The organism is Cupriavidus sp. SZY C1 (assembly GCF_032190535.1).
Lineage (GTDB): Bacteria > Pseudomonadota > Gammaproteobacteria > Burkholderiales > Burkholderiaceae > Cupriavidus > Cupriavidus pauculus_C.
Window position 1 is genome coordinate 436,879 of the sequence record NZ_JAUANU010000001.1, and the last position, 17,156, is coordinate 454,034.

Consider the following 17,156-nt stretch of genomic DNA (forward strand, 5'->3'; position numbering starts at 1 on the left):
CCCGTTGATCCGCAACGCTTCGCCGGCCCCCGCCGCGAGGTGTTGCGGATTTGGCACGCCCGGCTTCACCGGTGTTGTGCGCGGCCGCGGCCAGTCGCATAATCGGCGGGTCGTTGATTAAGCAAGTAATTAATGAACAGCGACGTGCAACGCCACCGTTGCCGGGTTCCAGTCCGGCCACCGGTGTCTTGTCAGGTGCGGCCCCGGCCGCACTGATTTTCTTTTTCGCGCATCTTGTCGCTGGATCGGAGACCCTTGCCGGCGGCGCGAACCACCCTCCTGCCCCGCCCCTGCCATGACGTTGCCTCACGCCGCCGTCCCCCCGATCAGCTGGCTGATCGCGTTGACGGTGTGCAATCACGTGGCGTTCAACGCCAGTCGCGTCGTCGTTTCCCTATTTGCCATCTCGCTCAAGGCGTCCACCGTCACGCTGGGCATCCTGATGTCGCTCTACGCGCTGCTGCCGATGTTCCTGGCGATCCGCGCGGGCAAGCGCATCGACGAGATCGGGCCGCGGCTGCCGATGACGGCGGGGTCGCTGATGGTGGTGGCCGGCACGCTGCTGCCGGCGGTGTGGCACGACATTGCGTCGCTCTACGCGGCCTGCGCGCTGATCGGCGTGGGCTTCATGCTCGTGCAGGTGGCCATGCAGTTGCTGATCGGCCAGGTATCGACCAACGAGACGCGGCTGCGCAACTACACGTGGCACGCGCTGGGCCTGTCGATCTCGGGCACGCTGGGGCCGGTGGCCATGGGTTACACGATCGAGCACGCGGGCTTTCGCACGGCGTTCTGCATCCTGGTGGGCGTGGCGCTGCTGGGCCAGGCCGGGCTGCAGTACGTGCGGCCGCGCCTGCCGGCCACGGGCGGCAACGCGGGCCGCCTCGCCATCGAGGACGGCTCGCGCCATTCCACGCTGGACCTGCTCCAGCATCCGGAGCTGCGCGCGGTGTTCGTGGCCAGCGCGGTGCTGTCGGCCGCGTGGGACCTGCACGCGTTCCTGATCCCCATCCAGGGCACGCGCATCGGGCTGTCGCCGTCGATGATCGGCTGGGTGCTCGGCGCGTTTTCCATTGCCACGCTGGCCATTCGCGTGGCCATGCCGATGGTGTCGCGCCGCTTCTCGGAATGGCGGATCATCCGGCTGGCCCTGCTGGTGGGCGCGCTGGCCTACCTGGTCTACCCGTTCGTGTCGCATTTCTGGCTGATGTGCGCGCTGGCGTTCGTGCTGGGGCTGGCGCTGGGCAGCGCCCAGCCCAACGTGATGAACATCCTCCATACCGCGTCGCCGTCCGGCCGCGCCGGCGAGGCGCTGGGGCTGCGATCGGCCGTGCTCAACACGAGCCAGGTGGTGTGGCCGCTCACGTTCGGCGTGGTCGGCACCGCGCTGGGCATGCTGCCGATCTTCCTGTCGATGGCCGGCGCCATGGGCATGGCCAACTACTACTCGCGCCGCCAGACCCGCAAGCTGCCGGCGCCGGCCCCGACCCAGCCGTAGCCACCCGGCAAATCTAGTAAAACGGCGATGCCGCTTGCCATGGCGCAAATGCGGTGTCCGGCGCATTGGCTATACTCGAAGCATCCTCGTCCGCGTGCCCCGACAGGCGGACCGACTCTTCGACATGCGATATGACCCAGCTCGCCGACCTGCGCCGCAACTACATGCTGAGCGCGCTTTCCGAAACCGACGTGGCCCATGACCCCATCCGCCAGTTCCAGCACTGGTTCGACGAGGCGCTGCAGGCCAAGCTGCCCGAACCCAACGCGATGACGCTGGCCACGGTCGGCGCCGACGGGCAGCCGTCCGCCCGCATCGTGCTGCTCAAGGGCATGGACGCCAACGGCTTCACGTTCTTCACCAACTACGAGAGCCGCAAGGGCCTGGACCTGGAAGCCAACCCGCGCGCCGCGCTGCTGTTCCACTGGGTCCAGCTGGAGCGCCAGGTGCGCGTGGAAGGCGTGGTCGAGAAGGTGGCCGATGCCGAGAGCGATGCCTACTACGCGTCGCGGCCGCTCGGATCGCGCCTGGGTGCGTGGGCGTCCGAACAAAGCCGCGAGGTGGCCGGCCGCGACGTGCTGGAAGCCCGCGAGGCCGACTTCCGCAACAAGTTCGGCGACAACCCGCCGCGCCCCCCGCACTGGGGCGGCTACCGGCTGCGGCCGACCTGGATCGAATTCTGGCAGGGCCGCCCGTCGCGCCTGCATGACCGCATCGCGTTCCGGCAACAGGCCGATGGCGGCTGGCAGATCGTGCGGCTGTCGCCCTGATTGAAACAGGCGATGACGCGGCGCCGGACGGCGCTGCGTGGTCAATGTCTGCATGTGCCGACAGGTACCGCGGCCGCGGCGGCCTGCACTGCACAATCCTGTTTTTTGGCGTAAAGTTCTTGCGTCGCCGCACCGGCCATGCATCGGTGCGCCCCCAAGGCCGGGCTGCGTTCACCACGCAGTCTTGCGCAGCCGACCATGGGGCATTTTTTCGAGAGGGATCACCAACCAATCGGGAGAAAGCCGCATGTTCTTCAAGCAAGCCATCGACAAGCAGCTCGATAGCTGGATCTCCGATGTCCGCGAGCACGCCAACCTGCCGGTCAGGCTCCGGCTCTGGAACGGCACCGAATACCAGCTCGGCAACTTCGACAAGCCCGACGTCACGCTGACGGTGCGTGAAGCCTCCGCGCTGCCGATGCTGCTTGCGCCGAGCCTCGATAACCTTGGCGAGGCCTACGTCCAGGAAAAGATCGACCTCGACGGCCGGCTGGCGGACATCATCAAGGTGGGATACGGGCTGTCGTCGGCCGCCGCGCGCAGCGCCGGTGGCGCACTGGCCAAGGTGGCCCAGCACTTCACGCACAGCAAGGCCGAGGACAAGGCGTCGATCCAGTACCACTACGACGTCTCGAACGCGTTCTACGCGCTCTGGCTGGACCCGCGCATGGTCTACTCGTGCGCGTACTTCGAGCACGGCAACGAAGACCTGGCCACCGCGCAGCTCAAGAAGATCGACCACATCCTGACCAAGATCCGCGTGCAGCCGGGCCAGACTCTGCTGGACATCGGCTGCGGCTGGGGCGCGCTGGTGATCCGCGCCGCGCAGAAGTTCGGCGCGCAGTGCGTGGGCATCACGCTGTCCCAGAACCAGTTCGACCTGGCCACCGAGCGCGTGCGGGCCGCCGGGCTGCAGGACCGCATCGAGATCCGGCTGCAGGACTACCGCGACATCCAGGGCCAGTTCGACCGCATCACGAGCGTCGGCATGTTCGAGCACGTGGGCAAGGCCAACCTGGTTGGCTACTTCGGCCGGATCCGCGACCTGCTCAAGGACGACGGCGTGGCGATGAACCACGGCATCACCGCCACCGACCCCGACAGCGGCGCGGTGCCGCTGGACGGCTCGGGCTTCATGGACCGCTACGTGTTCCCGCAGGGCGAGCTGCCGCACATCAGCATGGTCCTGCATACGATGGCGAAGGCCGGGCTGGAAGCGTTCGACGTGGAGCTGATGCGCCGCCACTACGCGCAGACGCTGCGCCACTGGGCCGACAACTTCGAGGTCAACGCCGACAAGATCCGCGCCATGGTGGGCGAGAAGAAGTACCGGATCTGGCGTATCTACCTGGCCGGCTGCGAGCATGCGTTCCTCCACAGCATCATGTCGCTGCACCAGGTGGTGTGCCAGAAGGCGGACCGTGCCGCCGACACGTTCCCGGTCTCGCGGCGCTATATTTACGCCTCTCCGATCGGTAACGACGCCTGACGCCTGACGCTTGACTGACAACCTCGACCTGTTCGGCGATGCGCTGGCGTCGCCGGACACGCCTCCCGGGCCGCCGCGCGCGGCCCCTTCCGACAAGAAGCCCCCCGCCGGCAAGGCCGTCCAGCCATGGACGCCCGACGCCGCGCTGACCGCGCTGGCCCGGCGGCTGCCGCCAAACCTGTACTTCGGCACGTCGTCGTGGTCGTATCCGGGCTGGCACGGGCTGGTCTACGACGGCCAGTACACCGAGAGCCTGCTGTCGCGCAAGGGGCTGCGCGCGTGCGGCCAGCACCCGCTGCTGCGCATGGCCGGCATCGACCGCGGCTTCTACGGGCCGATCCCGCTGACCGACTACATGAACTACGCGGCCCAGGTGCCCGAGGGCTTCCGCTTTCTGGTCAAGGCGCCGGCCAGCGTCTGCGATGCCTGGCTGCGCGGGCCCGATGGCGCCGGGCGGCTGGTCAACGCGGCGTTCCTGGACGCCGAGATCGCCATCCGCGATTTCATCGTGCCGGCCACGGGCGGGCTCGGCCAGCGCTGCGGGCCGCTGCTGTTCCAGCTCTCGCCGTTGCAGAGCGTGGCCGACGACGGCCCGGCGTTCCTGGCGCGGCTCGACGCCTTCCTGGCCGCGCTGCCGCCGCTGGACCCGACGCTCACGCCGCACGCCTGCTACGCCGTGGAGATGCGCGACCCGGCGCTGCTGACGCCGCGCTACATCCGCCTGCTGCGCGACCGTGGCGTGCGCTTCTGCCTGGCCGCGCGCGACCGCCTGCCGGCCGTGCCGCGCCAGGCCCACGCCCAGGCGCTCATGGACGACGGCGCGCCGGGCCCGCTGGTGCTGCGCTGGATGCTGCGCGAAGGCCGCTCGTATGCGATGGCCGAGCGCGCGTACATGCCGTTCGACAAGCTCGTGGACCCCGACGACGCCACGCGCGACGCCATCGCCGACGTGGTGGTCCGCACGCTGCGCACGGGCCAGCCGGCCTACGTGATCGTCAGCAACAACGCCGAAGGCTGCGCGCCGCACAGCATCGCCCGGCTGGCGTCGGCCATCGCCGACCGGCTGGAAGCGCCGGCATCACACGCAATGCCGGCGGCCGCCGCGCGCCCCGCATGACACCACCGGGGGCAGGGTCGCGCGGACGTCACTTCGGAACCAATGTCCTGAGTCCGTTACAATCGGCCCATCGGCGGCCGTGCCCCTGTGTGGGGCAGGCCACCGAAATTACGCACCGCGAGGAATAGGTTGGACGTGTTGCACGCGCGCCGGCCGTCCCGATATGAAGATCATGGATTTGTGTGGAGCCCGAGAGATGGGCATGCCAGAGGCCGAGGACCCCGACACCGGGAACCGCAAGGCCACCGCCCCCGATTTTGACAGCCAGCATTTCAAGCGCGCGCTGTCGCAGTTCGCCACAGGTGTGACGGTTATCACCACGCGCGCCGCCGGCCATCCGTATGCCAATGGCGCGCCGTTCGTCGGCATCACCGCCAGTTCGTTCAACTCGGTGTCGCTGGACCCGCCGCTGGTGCTGTGGAGCATGGCCCATCGTGCCAACAGCCTGCCGATGTTCCGCGATGGCTCGCACTACATCATCAACGTGCTGGCCGCATCACAAATGGACCTGTGCCAGCGCTTTGCCACACTCAAGGGCGACCGCTTTGCCGGTGTGGACTACCAGTTGTCCGAAACCGGGCTGCCGATCCTGGCCAACGCGCTGGCCTGGTTCGAATGCCACAACCGCAGCCGGTACGACGAAGGCGACCACGTGATCTTCGTCGGCGAGGTGGAGCGCTGCGGCATCCTCGACGCCGGCGGGCAGCCGCTGGTGTTCCAGGGCGCGCAGTTTTCCACGCTCTGCCCGCTCGACCGCTAGCGTCACGCCGCCGGCTGGCCCGGCTCCTTCAGGATCGCCAGCGGCGATCCGCCCGTCTTGATCCGCTGCAGCACGATGTTCGAGCGGATATCCATCACGCCCGGCGTGCGATACAGCCGGTTCACGATGAAATCGGAGTAGTGCTTCAGGTTGCGCGCCTGCACCCGCAGGATGTAGTTGCTGTCGCCGGTAATCACATAGGCAGTCAGCACCTCGGGCCAGGTCTGCACCACGGCATTGAACGTGTCGTGCCAGCCCTCCACGTCGTGCCGCATCGACACCTGCACGATCGCCTCGATCTCCAGCCCCAGTTGCTCGGCGTCAAACCACGCCCGGTAGCCGCCGATCACCCCGCCCTCTTCCAGCAACCGCACCCGCCGCAGGCATGCCGATGGCGATAACGCCACTTTATCGGCAAGGTCCTGGTTGCTGATGCGGCCGTTCTCCTGCAGCGCGGCGAGAATGCGCAAATCGATCGGATCGAGGGTCATGTCGCAGATTCCACGGTTTTAGCTTGTCTCCTTCGCATTTTATGCGAAAGCCAGCCCGGTGGACGGCCCATTTCGCAAGCCTCTTTCCGGCGGATTTGACTATGATTCCGGCACGCACCGCGTCCGCAGAAACGCGCCTCCGGAGACCCGCTTCCATCATGTCGACCGCCCCAATGCCTTCCCGCCGGATCTGGGACATCAGCCCGCCCGTTTCGAACGCCACGCCGGTCTGGCCCGGCGACACGCCGTTCCGCCACGAACCCGCCTGGCAGCTTGACGAGCACTGCCCGGTCAACGTCGGCCGCATCACGATGTCGCCGCACACGGGCGCCCATGCCGATGCGCCGCTCCACTACGCCGCCGATGGCGCGCCGATTGGCGACGTGCCGCTGGACGCCTACCTGGGCCCGTGCCGCGTGATCCATTGCATCGGCGCGGCGCCGGTGGTGGCGCCCCACCACGTGGAGGCGTCGCTGGCCGGCGTGCCGCCGCGCGTGCTGCTGCGCACCTATCGCGCCGTGCCGCAGGGCGCCTGGGATGCGGATTTCTGCGCCGTGGCGCCCGAGACCATCGCGCTGCTGGCCCGCCATGGCGTGCGGCTGATCGGCATCGACACGCCGTCGCTGGACCCCGAGACCTCCAAGACCATGGACGCCCACCACGCCGTGCGCGACCACCGGCTAGCCATCCTCGAAGGTATCGTGCTGGACGACGTGCCGGCCGGCGACTACGAACTGATCGCGCTGCCGCTGCGCCTGGCCACGCTGGACGCGAGCCCGGTGCGGGCCATCCTGCGCGAACTCTGACCCCTTCCGATTTCACCGACATTTGCCACGCATGACCAACCTGACACGCGAACGCTGCCAGGCGCTGGACCGGGACGACCCGCTCCGCGCACTGCGCGAACAATTTGCCCTGCCCGAGGGCGTGATCTACCTGGATGGCAACTCGCTGGGCGCCCGCCCGCGTGCCGCCGCCGCGCGCGCCGCCGAGTTGGTGAACGCCGAATGGGGCGATGGCCTGATCCGAAGCTGGAACACGGCCGGCTGGTTCGACCTGCCGGGCCGGCTGGGCAACCGGCTGGCGCCGCTGATCGGGGCCGGGCATGACGAGGTGGTGGTGACCGACACGACGTCGATCAACCTGTTCAAGGTGCTGGCCGCCGCGCTGCGCGTGCAGCAGCAGCGCGACCCGTCGCGCCGCGTGATCGTGTCCGAGGCCAGCAACTTCCCGACCGACCTCTATATCGCCCAGGGCTTGGCTGACCTGCTGCAACAGGGCTACGAGGTGCGGCTCGTGGACAGCCCGGCCGCCATCGACGCCGCCGTGGGCCCGGACACCGCCGTGCTGATGCTGACGCACGTCAACTACAAGACCGGCGAGATGCTCGACATGGCCGGCCTGACGGAACTGGCCCACGCCCGCGGCGCGCTGACGGTCTGGGACCTGGCCCATTCGGCCGGCGCGGTGCCCGTGGACCTGACCGCCGCGCGCGCCGACTACGCCATCGGCTGCACCTACAAGTACCTGAACGGCGGCCCCGGCTCGCCGGCGTTCGTCTGGGTGGCGCCCGCCCTGCGCGACCAGTTCTGGCAGCCGCTGTCGGGCTGGTGGGGCCACGGCGCCCCGTTTGCGATGTCGCCGCAGTACCAGCCGGCACGCGGCATCGGCCGCTTCCTGTGCGGCACGCAGCCGATCGCGTCGCTGGCGATGGTGGAATGCGGGCTCGACATCTTCGCGCAGACCAGCATGCGCGCGCTGCGCGCGAAGTCGCTCAAGCTGACCGACCTGTTCATCGAACTGGTGGAAGCCCGCTGCGCGGCCCACCCGCTGGCGCTGGTCACGCCGCGCGAGCACGCCCGGCGCGGCAGCCAGGTCAGCTTCTCGCACCCGGACGGCTACGCGCTGGTGGCGGCGCTGATCGAGCGCGGCGTGATTGGCGACTACCGCGAGCCCGGCATCGCCCGCTTCGGTTTCACGCCGCTGTACACGAGCTTTACCGAGGTCTGGGACGCCGTGGAGATCCTGCGCGACGTGCTGGACAGCGGCACCTATCGCGACGCGCGCTTTACCGTGCGCACGGCGGTGACCTGAGCGGAGCCCGACATGAGCGAGAACAAGGGATGCCCGATGGGGCACGGTGCCGGTGGCGACGAGCGCTGGCACGGCGCGCAGATGGATTTCTCGCGCGACATGAGCTACGGCGACTACCTGGGGCTGGACCAGATCCTCTCGGCCCAGCATCCGCTGTCGCCGGACCACAACGAGATGCTGTTCATCGTCCAGCACCAGACCACCGAGCTGTGGATGAAGCTGATGCTGCACGAACTGCGCGCCGCGCGCGACGGGGTGCGGAACGACCAGCTACGCCCCGCGTTCAAGATGCTGGCCCGGGTGTCGCGCATCATGGACCAGCTCGTGCAGGCGTGGAACGTGCTGGCGACGATGACGCCGCCCGAGTACTCGGCGATGCGGCCGTACCTGGGCGCGTCGTCGGGCTTCCAGTCGTACCAGTACCGCGAGATCGAGTTCATTCTGGGCAACAAGAACGCCGCCATGCTGCGCCCGCACGCCCATCGCGGCGAGCACCTGGCGCTGGTGGAGGCGGCGCTGCACACGCCGTCGATGTACGACGAGGCGATCCGGCTGATGGCGCGGCGCGGGTTCCAGATCGACCCGGACGTGGTGGAGCGTGACTGGACGCAGCCGACGCAGTACAACGCGTCGGTCGAGGCCGCGTGGCTGGAGGTCTATCGGAATCCGTCGGCGCACTGGGAACTGTACGAACTGGGCGAGAAGCTCGTCGACCTGGAGGACGCGTTCCGCCAATGGCGCTTCCGCCATGTGACCACCGTCGAGCGCGTCATCGGCTTCAAGCGCGGCACCGGCGGCACCGAAGGCGTCAGCTACCTGCGCCGGATGCTGGACGTGGTGCTGTTCCCGGAGCTGTGGAAGCTGCGAACGGATCTTTGAATTCGTAGCGTTTCGAAGATAGCGCTTGTCTGTTCCCCTCTCCCGCCCGCGGGAGTGGGGTTGAGGGAGAGGGCGTCGAGGCCCTGCTTGCCGAGCCCTCGGCAATCCGCACCCCTGCCGCTCCCCCGCACACGGGAGAGCGGAAGAGCCGCCCCTACCGCCCCTACCGCCCCTACCGCCCCGCCGGATCCGACAGCCTGGCCCCCAGCGCCATCAGCGCCGGCGCCAGCGTTTCGCGGAACGTTTCTTCGGCGACCGCGCCGTACGACGCACTGCAGCTCAGCAGGTGCAGGTCCTTCTCCCCGACCGGCTTGAATGCCACCGCGCAGGCGTGGATGGCCGGATGCCAGTCGCGGAACGACGCGGCGTAGCCGTCCCGCTCGGCCTGCGCCAGCGCGGCGCGCGTGGGCGCCTCCTGCTGCTTCCATTGCTCGGGATACGCCTGGGCGAACTCGGCCAGCACGCGGTCCCGCCGGGCGGCCGGCAGCGCGGCCAGGTAGGCGCGCCCCATCGAACTCGACACCAGCGACAGCCGCGAGCCCACGCCCAGGCCCAGCATCACGCCCGCGTCGTTCCGGATCGATTCCATGTAGATGACTTCCAGCCGCTCGCGCTTGCCCAGCGACACCGACACGCCGTAGCTCTGCGCGAAGGCCAGCATGTGCGGCCGGGCCAGCGCCACCACGTCGGACGCCGCCAGGTACGAAAACCCCAGCGCCAGCACGCCGGCGTCCAGCGCGTACTTGCCCAGGCTGTCGTCGTAGCGCAGGTAGCCAAGCTGCACCAGCGTGCCGGCCAGCCGGCTCACCGTCGCCTTCGGAAAGCCGGTGCGGCGTACGAAGTCCTGGTTGCCCAGCATCGCCTCGCCGGTCCGGAAGCAGCGCAGCAGTTCCAGCCCCCGGGCCAGCGCGGTGACGAAGTTCGGATCACTTTCCCGCTCCTTCTGCGCGGCGGCGGCGGGAGCGGCGGCGGTTGGGGCCAAGGTGGTCTCCAGGGATGGTCGATTGTCGAACGCAAACGTGCGGCGGTCCGGCTTCACCCCGTTGCAGCGAAAACCGGTTCGGCTATACTAGCTCATCGGAACAAGGTTCCGCAATGCGGAACCAAAACTTTTGATTCACCGGACCCGAGAAGGCGCGCAGCCTTCTACGCCCCATCCAAAGAAGGAGACCTCCATGGCTGCCAACGCCGAATTCCACTGGGCCGACCCGCTGCTGCTGGACCAGCAACTGACCGATGACGAGCGCATGATCCGTGACGCCGCCGCGGCCTATTGCCAGGACAAACTGATGCCGCGCGTGCTGCAGTCGTTCCGCAACGAGAAGACCGACGTGGAGATCTTCCGCGAGATGGGCGAACTGGGCCTGCTGGGCCCCACCATCCCCGAGCAGTACGGCGGCCCGGGCCTGAACTACGTGAGCTACGGCCTGATCGCCCGCGAGGTGGAGCGCGTGGATTCGGGCTACCGCTCGATGATGAGCGTGCAGTCGTCGCTGGTCATGGTTCCCATCTACGAATTCGGCAGCGAGGCCCAGAAGCAGAAGTACCTGCCCAAGCTGGCCACCGGCGAATGGATCGGCTGCTTCGGCCTGACCGAGCCCAACCACGGCTCGGACCCGGGCTCGATGGTCACGCGCGCCAAGAAGGTGGATGGCGGCTACGAGCTGATCGGCGCCAAGATGTGGATCACGAACTCGCCCATCGCCGACGTCTTCGTCGTCTGGGGCAAGCTGACCGGCGACGACGGCAAGGAAGCCATCCGCGGCTTCATCCTGGAAAAGGGCTGGAAGGGCCTGAGCGCGCCGGCCATCCACGGCAAGGTGGGCCTGCGCACGTCGATCACCGGCGAGATCGTGATGGACCAAGTGTTCGTGCCCGAGGAAAACCTGATGCCGGGCGTGAGCGGCCTGAAGGGCCCGTTCACGTGCCTGAATTCGGCCCGCTACGGCATCGCCTGGGGCGCGCTGGGCGCCGCCGAGTTCTGCTGGCATACCGCCCGCCAGTACACGCTGGACCGCAAGCAGTTCGGCCGCCCGCTGGCACAGACGCAGCTCGTGCAGAAGAAGCTGGCCGACATGCAGACCGAGATCACGCTGGGCCTGCAGGGCTGCCTGCGCCTGGGCCGCATGAAGGACGAAGGCACGGCCGCGGTGGAAATCACGTCGATCATGAAGCGCAACTCGTGCGGCAAGTCGCTGGACATCGCCCGCGTGGCGCGCGACATGCTGGGCGGCAACGGCATCTCGGACGAATTCGGCGTGATCCGCCACGTGGTGAATCTGGAAGTGGTCAACACCTACGAAGGCACGCACGACATCCACGCGCTGATCCTGGGCCGCGCCCAGACCGGCCTGCAGGCGTTCTTCTGACCGGCCGCGCCGGCGCATGAAAAAGCCCGGCTGGAAGGCCGGGCGGAAAGCACACTACCAAGGAGACGACGGGCGCTGCCCGCCGTGTTACGACATCGGTCACGCAGTACTGGGCCGGGCCGGGGCGACACACCCCGCGCCCGGCTTTTTCGTGCGCGCTTACTTGTTGGGCTGCGGCGTCAGGCGCAGGTACGGACGCACCGCCTTGTACCCCTTCGGGAATTTCTGGCGGATCACCTCCTCGTCCTTCAGCGACGGCACGATGACCACGTCGTCGCCGTCCTGCCAGTTGCCCGGGGTGGCCACGCTGTGGTGGTCGGTGAGCTGCAGCGAATCGATGACGCGCAAGATTTCGTTGAAATTTCTACCGGTGCTTGCAGGATAGGTAATGATCAGCCGGACCTTCTTCTTCGGGTCGATCACGAACAGCGAGCGCACCGTCAGCGTCTCATTCGCATTCGGATGAATCATGTCGTAGAGCGCCGACACCTTGCGGTCGCCGTCGGCCAGGATCGGGAAATTGACCGTGGTGGACTGGGTCTCGTTGATGTCGCGGATCCAGCCCTGGTGCGACTCCACGCTGTCCACGGACAGGGCGATCGCCTTGACGTTGCGCTTGCCGAACTCTTCCTTCAGCTTGGCGGTCAGGCCCAGTTCGGTGGTGCAGACCGGCGTGTAGTCGGCGGGGTGGGAGAACAGCACCCCCCAGCTATCGCCAAGCCATTCGTGGAAGCGGATGCGACCCTCGCTCGATTCTTGCTCGAAGTCCGGTGCGATATCGCCAAGACGCAGTGCCATGAGAGAAGTCTCCAAAAACTTTACGGAAGTAAGGAAAGGTAAGAGCCGGTGAACCAGCCTACTTGGATTGCCATCCAACCCAAACGAATATAAAGTCACTACAAAATCACTCGAAGTCATAAAGACTTCGGTGAACGGGCCGCGGCTCCCTCTCCGGGCGGATCAACGCCGGGATTTTGGATGGCCCGTTGCGTGACATCGTCGTGGTGGCGCGCCGGCGAGCTTGAAACGATGGCCGGCCGCCACATATGCTACGGGGAAGACAAGAAATGCCACAAGCCCGAGCGGGCAAGGCAAAATGTCACCCACTTGAATCAACCGCCCGCAAACAGGAGAAACTGATGAGCGATGTCAAGACCGTTCTGTCCGACGCCGAAGAACTGCTTAAGCAAGCGGCCTCGACCACCGGCGAGAAAGCCGCCGAACTGCGCGAGCGCGGCATGGGGCTGCTGAAGCAGGCCAAAGAGAAGGCACAGGACTTGCAAGACGCAGTCGTGACCAAGAGCAAGGCGGCCGCGCGCGCTACCGACGATTATGTGCACGACCACCCGTGGCGTGCCGTCGGCGTGGCAGCCGGCGTCGGCCTGCTGGTTGGCCTGCTGCTGAACCGCAAGTAAGACAGCGCGGCGCGACCCGCCAACGTCGCACGATCAGTTGTATCAGTACCCGTCGTACTGGCTGTACCAGCCCCGGCTGCGCATCTGCGCCGGGTGCATGAAGTTGAAGACCGACGGCAGCGGCCCATTCCCCGCTGCCGTCATTCCCTTGCAGATGCCGCCCATGCCGGCGCATCGCTTTTTCGCCGGAGCCGCATGAGCGAATCTCACTCCCCCAAGTTCCTGGACTCCCTCCGCAACCTCGGTGGTTCCATCGTGTCGATGCTGCAGACACGGCTGGAGCTGGCCAGTGTGGAGCTGGCCGAGGAGCGTACCCGGCTGATGAAGGTGGCGTTGCTCGCCTGCTTTGGCCTCGTATTCTTCGGCATGGCGCTGATGACCTTCACGCTGCTGATCGCCATCCTGTTCTGGGAAACCTACCGCTGGCAGGCCATTGGCGCGATCGTGGTGTTCTACGTCGCCTGCGCCGCCGCCTGCCTGCTCGTCGCGCGCCACAAGGTGCGCTCCGCCCCGCCGCTGTTTGAATCCACGCTGGCCGAGCTAGACAAAGACCGGGAGATGCTGCGCCAATGACCACGCCCGAAGACGATTCGATCGACAGCAGCCGTCCGCGCAGCGAGCATCCCCGCCCGGTCCGCTTCACGCGCGAGGTGCGCCTGCCGCTGGCGGTGCGCAAGGAACTGCTGATCACCCGTGCCGCGCTGGAACGCTACGACGCCGTGCAGGCGTTGCGGCAGGTCCGGGGCGGCGCCCGCCGCATGGCCAACCTTGGCACGTGGCTGCCGCGCATGACGCGGCCCGGCGGCTGGCTCAAGCTGTTCGGCATCACGCGCGACTACCCGGTGCTGAGCACGGCCATCACGCTGGCCCTGCCGCTGCTGCGCCGCACCCCGGTCGGCCGCATCGCCTGGAAGCTGTCGAAGGTCGGCATGCTGGCCGGCGCCGGCTACTGGGGATACAAGACCTGGAAGGCGTCGCAGCCGCGCAAGCCCGGCGTGGTGGTCGTACCGACGACGTCCGGCTCCACCGTGACCCTCGACACCGGCTTCCGCGACCCGCTGGTGCCCTCGCCGCCGGCCCCGGCCACGCCGCCGCCCGTCGCCCCCTAGCCCACCCGCACCCGGTTGCGCCCTTCCCGCTTGGCGCGGTAGCAGGCCGTGTCGGCCGCGCCCAGCGCCGCCTCGCGGCTGGCCGTCCGTTCGTCGATTGTTACCAGGCCGATGCTGACCCCCACCGCGAACGCCTGGTCGCGGCAGCGGTAGCGATAGTCGGCGATGGCGGCGCGCAGCGTCTCGGCCACGCGCTCGCCGTCGGCCGCGCCACAATACTCCAGCAGTACCGCGAATTCGTCGCCGCCCAGGCGCGCCAGCGTGTCGCTGCGCCGCAGTTGCTGGCGCATGACATCGGCAAGCTGGCAGATCAGCTCGTCGCCGGCCGCGTGGCCGCAGGTGTCGTTGACCACCTTGAACTGGTCCAGATCCAGGTACATCAGCGTGTGGACGCTGCCCGCGTGCTGCGCCCGCGACACTGCCGCATCGAGCCGCCGCTCGAATTCCAGCCGGTTGACCAGCCCGGTCAGCGGGTCATGGCTGGCCTGGTAGGCAAGCTGCGCCGCCTGCGCCCGCTCCAGGCTGACGTCGTGCAGCACCACGACGATGCCGATGGCCTGCCCCGCCTTGTCCCGGATCAGTGCGACCGACAGCTTGACCGCCGTGGTCGCCTCCTGCTCGGCCGCGTCGCGCCGGCGCAGCAGCATGACGACCTGACTGGGCCAGTTGCCGGCCAGCGCGCGCGGCACCAGGTCGTTGGCCGGCGCCTGCGTGGCTTCGTCGTGTAGCTGGCAGACCTGCTGCAGGAAACAGCCGGCGGCCTCGGCGTCGGTCCAGCCCGTCATCGTCTGGGCCACGGGGTTCAGCGACTGGATCCGGCCCCAGACGTCGGTCGTGATGACCGCGTCGGCGATGGCGTGCAGCGTGACCTGCGCGCGCTCCTTTTCGGCGAACAACTGCGCCTCGAAGCGCTTGCGCTCGGAAATGTCGCTCAGCGATCCGGCCATGCGCCGGGCCTTGCCCACGGCGCCGCGCACCATGCGGCCCCGCGCCCGCACCCACAGGTAGCCGCCGTGCTTGCGGCGCAGCCGCATCTCCACGTCGTACGGCATGCCCTTGCGCACATGGCCATCCAGCCGCCGCTCGAATTCCGGCACGTCGTCGGGATGCATCAGCGCCAGCAGCGTCTCGCGCGCGTGCGGCAGTTCGTCGGGCGCGTAGCCGAGCATTTCGGCGCAGCGCGGCGAGAAGTACAGCTCGCCGCGATGGGGATGCCAGTCCCAGAGGCCGTCGGTACTGCCCGCCACGGCAAGCTGCAGCCGCTCCTCGCTGACGGCCAGCGCCTGCTGCAGCAGCCGCTGGCGGCGCATCATCCGCGTCGACAGCCAGTATCCGCACACCAGCAGCAGCGCCGGCAGCGCGCCCGCGCACCAGATCAGCAGCACCCGCACCCGCCGCGACGCCTTGCCCAGCGCGTTCGAGAACGCTTCCTCCATCGGCGTGAGCAGCGCGTCGATGTCGGCGATATCGCGCTGCAGCGGCGCCACGCAGGCGGCGTCGCAGCCGGGCTCGTTCACGCGCGCGCGCAGGCGCCGCGCCAGCGCGTCGAGGCGCGCGATTTCGGCGTCGGCGGTGGTCCAGATCGAGATCGCCTCGTCGATCTCCGGCACCTGCCGGAAATAGCGATAGAGGCGGATCATGGCCGGAATGTCGTCGGGATGGTTGCCGCCCGTCAGCAGGCCCTGCACGGCCACGGCGCGGTCATAGTCGGGTTTTTCGAGTTCCAGGCGGGCGCGGTGATCGCCCAGCGGCACCGCGATGGCGGCCAGGTAGGCCTGGTAGTCGGCCTCGCGCCGGGTTTCGGCGTAGCGCAGCAGGTGCAGCACGGCCGCCTTCTGGCCCTTGGTCCAGAGGCTCTCGCCAGCCACGAAGCCCCGCGCCGCCGATAGCACGTCGACGCTGGCGATGCAGAACAGCGCCAACGCCACCACCACGGGGACAAACGGCCAGACGACACGCAGTACGTGCTCGTTGGCCGGCAGGCGACGCCCGCCACCAGCTTGCTGCATCCGAGACTTCCCGCGCCGGACGCTTTCCGGCTGTCGAAGATTTCACCCCGGTCGCCTGCTGGCGGCCGTGTCTGGTTGCATTGTCAATGAGGCGTTGCGGGGTGTCTCTAACTCAGACTGGTTAATTGATTCCGGGCACGTGTGGGCGCCATCCTCCCAGCAGGAAGACCAGCAGCGCGCCATTGAGCAGCGCCAGGCCGGTCAGGATGAACGCCAGCATCGGCAGGGTCTTGAGCCACGACAGGCCGCTGGCCGCCGACGCGAACGCGGCGTCCAGATAGCGCGACGCCTGCTTGCGGATGACCAGCCAGTAGAACGCGCCGCCGCCCGCCAGCAGCACCAGCACCCAGGCCATCCACGTGAAAGCCGATGCCGGGCCCGGCCGGTCGGGGCGTGGCCCGCGCGGCGGCAGCGGTGGCAGGGAATCGCGCAGCGACAGCGTGGCCGGCTCGAAACTCGGCGTCGCCGGGTCGGACGCCGACGCGGCCAGGTCGATCATCGCAAGGTCGGCATCGGTGTCGACAGCGGGCGTGACAACCGCGTCGCCGTGGACCGTGGCGGGATGGGGCGCCGGCATCGCACGCCGGGGCGCCGGGCGGGTGTCTGCCAGCGTCGGCGGCCTGGCCGGCGCGTCGCGCAGCGCCGGCCCGCGCCGGCCGCTGTGCCAGCTGGCGAACAACTGGTCCAGGCATCGCACCGTCGTGCACGCGTCGCGCTTGCGGCGCCAGGCGTCCAGTTCGGCGCGGCTCAGCGTACCGGCATGGCGGCCGCGCTGCTGGTCGGCGTAGATCGCCTCGTAGCTCTCGTGCAGCATCGCGTATTCGCAGATCAGTTGCCGCCCGTGCGGATGGATCCGCGCGGTGTCCTGGCAGGCCGTGCCGGCCGGCGCCGATACGTCGCAGCGCCCCCGGAACGTGGTCGGGCAGGCGATATCAGACGCCCACGCCACATTGACGCCCCACAGAACCAGGGCAACGAAGAGAGCCAGGCGGCTTGCCATCCGTTTCATGGGATCAACGCTTCGGCCTTTTTCGAACGGGAGCATCCATTCTAGGCAGCGGCGCCGCACGATGCCGGGTCTGTTACGTGCGGTAGCGCATGGACGCCCGGCACGCCACCAAGGCGCCATTTCGCGCGCCAAAAGCAAAAGGGCCCG

The 17,156-nt window shown here is 68.3% G+C and carries 17 protein-coding genes; 12 read left to right on the top strand and 5 right to left on the bottom strand.

What is annotated here, in order from left to right:
- Window positions 1-295: 295 nt before the first annotated feature.
- The 5 genes from QTN24_RS02070 to QTN24_RS02090 all read left to right on the top strand — a co-directional run bounded on the left by QTN24_RS02070 (window position 296) and on the right by QTN24_RS02090 (window position 5,634).
- A complete protein-coding gene (locus QTN24_RS02070) occupies window positions 296-1,498 on the top strand; it encodes an MFS transporter (RefSeq protein ID WP_124683546.1) in 1,203 nt (400 codons plus the stop codon).
- Between the two features lie 131 nt (window positions 1,499-1,629).
- Window positions 1,630-2,268, top strand: a complete 639-nt coding sequence (pdxH, locus tag QTN24_RS02075) for a pyridoxamine 5'-phosphate oxidase (protein ID WP_313835157.1) — start codon at window positions 1,630-1,632, stop codon at window positions 2,266-2,268.
- A gap of 247 nt (window positions 2,269-2,515) precedes the next feature.
- Window positions 2,516-3,757, top strand: a complete 1,242-nt coding sequence (locus QTN24_RS02080; protein WP_124683544.1) for an SAM-dependent methyltransferase — start codon at window positions 2,516-2,518, stop codon at window positions 3,755-3,757.
- A 10-nt stretch (window positions 3,758-3,767) separates the two neighbouring features.
- On the top strand, window positions 3,768-4,874 hold the full coding sequence (locus QTN24_RS02085; RefSeq protein WP_313835158.1) for a DUF72 domain-containing protein: 1,107 nt from the start codon (window positions 3,768-3,770) through the stop codon (window positions 4,872-4,874).
- Window positions 4,875-5,070: 196 nt separating this feature from the next.
- The gene (locus QTN24_RS02090) at window positions 5,071-5,634 is read left to right on the top strand and encodes a flavin reductase family protein (protein WP_124683542.1); all 564 of its coding nucleotides are present in this window, start codon (window positions 5,071-5,073) and stop codon (window positions 5,632-5,634) included.
- Between the two features lie 2 nt (window positions 5,635-5,636).
- Here QTN24_RS02090 and QTN24_RS02095 read toward each other — a convergent pair whose 3' ends face one another.
- On the bottom strand, window positions 5,637-6,125 hold the full coding sequence (locus tag QTN24_RS02095; RefSeq protein WP_313835159.1) for an Lrp/AsnC family transcriptional regulator: 489 nt from the start codon (window positions 6,123-6,125) through the stop codon (window positions 5,637-5,639).
- Window positions 6,126-6,283: 158 nt separating this feature from the next.
- Between QTN24_RS02095 and kynB the strand changes: the two genes are divergently transcribed.
- The 3 genes from kynB to kynA are packed head-to-tail and all read left to right on the top strand — an operon-like array spanning window position 6,284 to window position 9,098.
- Window positions 6,284-6,931: an arylformamidase gene (kynB, locus tag QTN24_RS02100; RefSeq protein ID WP_124683540.1), complete on the top strand. Its 648-nt coding sequence runs from the start codon at window positions 6,284-6,286 to the stop codon at window positions 6,929-6,931.
- A 31-nt stretch (window positions 6,932-6,962) separates the two neighbouring features.
- Window positions 6,963-8,219 (top strand): kynureninase, encoded by a 1,257-nt coding sequence (kynU, locus tag QTN24_RS02105; protein ID WP_313835160.1) that lies wholly within the window; start codon window positions 6,963-6,965, stop codon window positions 8,217-8,219.
- A gap of 12 nt (window positions 8,220-8,231) precedes the next feature.
- Window positions 8,232-9,098, top strand: a complete 867-nt coding sequence (kynA, locus tag QTN24_RS02110) for a tryptophan 2,3-dioxygenase (RefSeq protein WP_124683538.1) — start codon at window positions 8,232-8,234, stop codon at window positions 9,096-9,098.
- Window positions 9,099-9,270: 172 nt separating this feature from the next.
- Here the strand turns inward: kynA and QTN24_RS02115 are convergent, their stop codons facing one another.
- A complete protein-coding gene (locus tag QTN24_RS02115) occupies window positions 9,271-10,080 on the bottom strand; it encodes an IclR family transcriptional regulator (protein WP_313835161.1) in 810 nt (269 codons plus the stop codon).
- Window positions 10,081-10,273: 193 nt separating this feature from the next.
- On the opposite strand from QTN24_RS02115, the gene QTN24_RS02120 reads away from it, so the two are divergent.
- Window positions 10,274-11,467: an acyl-CoA dehydrogenase gene (locus QTN24_RS02120; protein ID WP_313835162.1), complete on the top strand. Its 1,194-nt coding sequence runs from the start codon at window positions 10,274-10,276 to the stop codon at window positions 11,465-11,467.
- 159 nt (window positions 11,468-11,626) lie between these two features.
- On the opposite strand, the gene QTN24_RS02125 is transcribed toward QTN24_RS02120, so the two are convergent.
- On the bottom strand, window positions 11,627-12,265 hold the full coding sequence (locus QTN24_RS02125; protein ID WP_313835163.1) for a peroxiredoxin: 639 nt from the start codon (window positions 12,263-12,265) through the stop codon (window positions 11,627-11,629).
- Window positions 12,266-12,534: 269 nt separating this feature from the next.
- Here QTN24_RS02125 and QTN24_RS02130 point away from each other — a divergent pair, with 269 nt between their 5' ends.
- From QTN24_RS02130 to QTN24_RS02140, 3 genes are all read left to right on the top strand, one after another.
- Complete coding sequence (locus QTN24_RS02130; protein WP_313835164.1) at window positions 12,535-12,882, top strand: YqjD family protein; 348 nt, start codon at window positions 12,535-12,537, stop codon at window positions 12,880-12,882.
- A 195-nt stretch (window positions 12,883-13,077) separates the two neighbouring features.
- Window positions 13,078-13,455, top strand: coding sequence for a phage holin family protein (locus QTN24_RS02135; protein WP_313835165.1), 378 nt, complete (start codon window positions 13,078-13,080; stop codon window positions 13,453-13,455).
- On the top strand, window positions 13,452-13,991 hold the full coding sequence (locus QTN24_RS02140) for a DUF3318 domain-containing protein (protein WP_124683533.1): 540 nt from the start codon (window positions 13,452-13,454) through the stop codon (window positions 13,989-13,991). The genes QTN24_RS02135 and QTN24_RS02140 overlap by 4 nt, the downstream gene beginning before the upstream one ends.
- On the opposite strand, the gene QTN24_RS02145 is transcribed toward QTN24_RS02140, so the two are convergent.
- Window positions 13,988-16,000: a diguanylate cyclase domain-containing protein gene (locus QTN24_RS02145; protein WP_313835166.1), complete on the bottom strand. Its 2,013-nt coding sequence runs from the start codon at window positions 15,998-16,000 to the stop codon at window positions 13,988-13,990. The two genes, QTN24_RS02140 and QTN24_RS02145, sit on opposite strands and share 4 nt — an antisense overlap.
- A gap of 121 nt (window positions 16,001-16,121) precedes the next feature.
- Window positions 16,122-16,949, bottom strand: a complete 828-nt coding sequence (locus tag QTN24_RS02150; protein WP_313835167.1) for a hypothetical protein — start codon at window positions 16,947-16,949, stop codon at window positions 16,122-16,124.
- Between the last annotated feature and the right edge of the window lie 207 nt (window positions 16,950-17,156).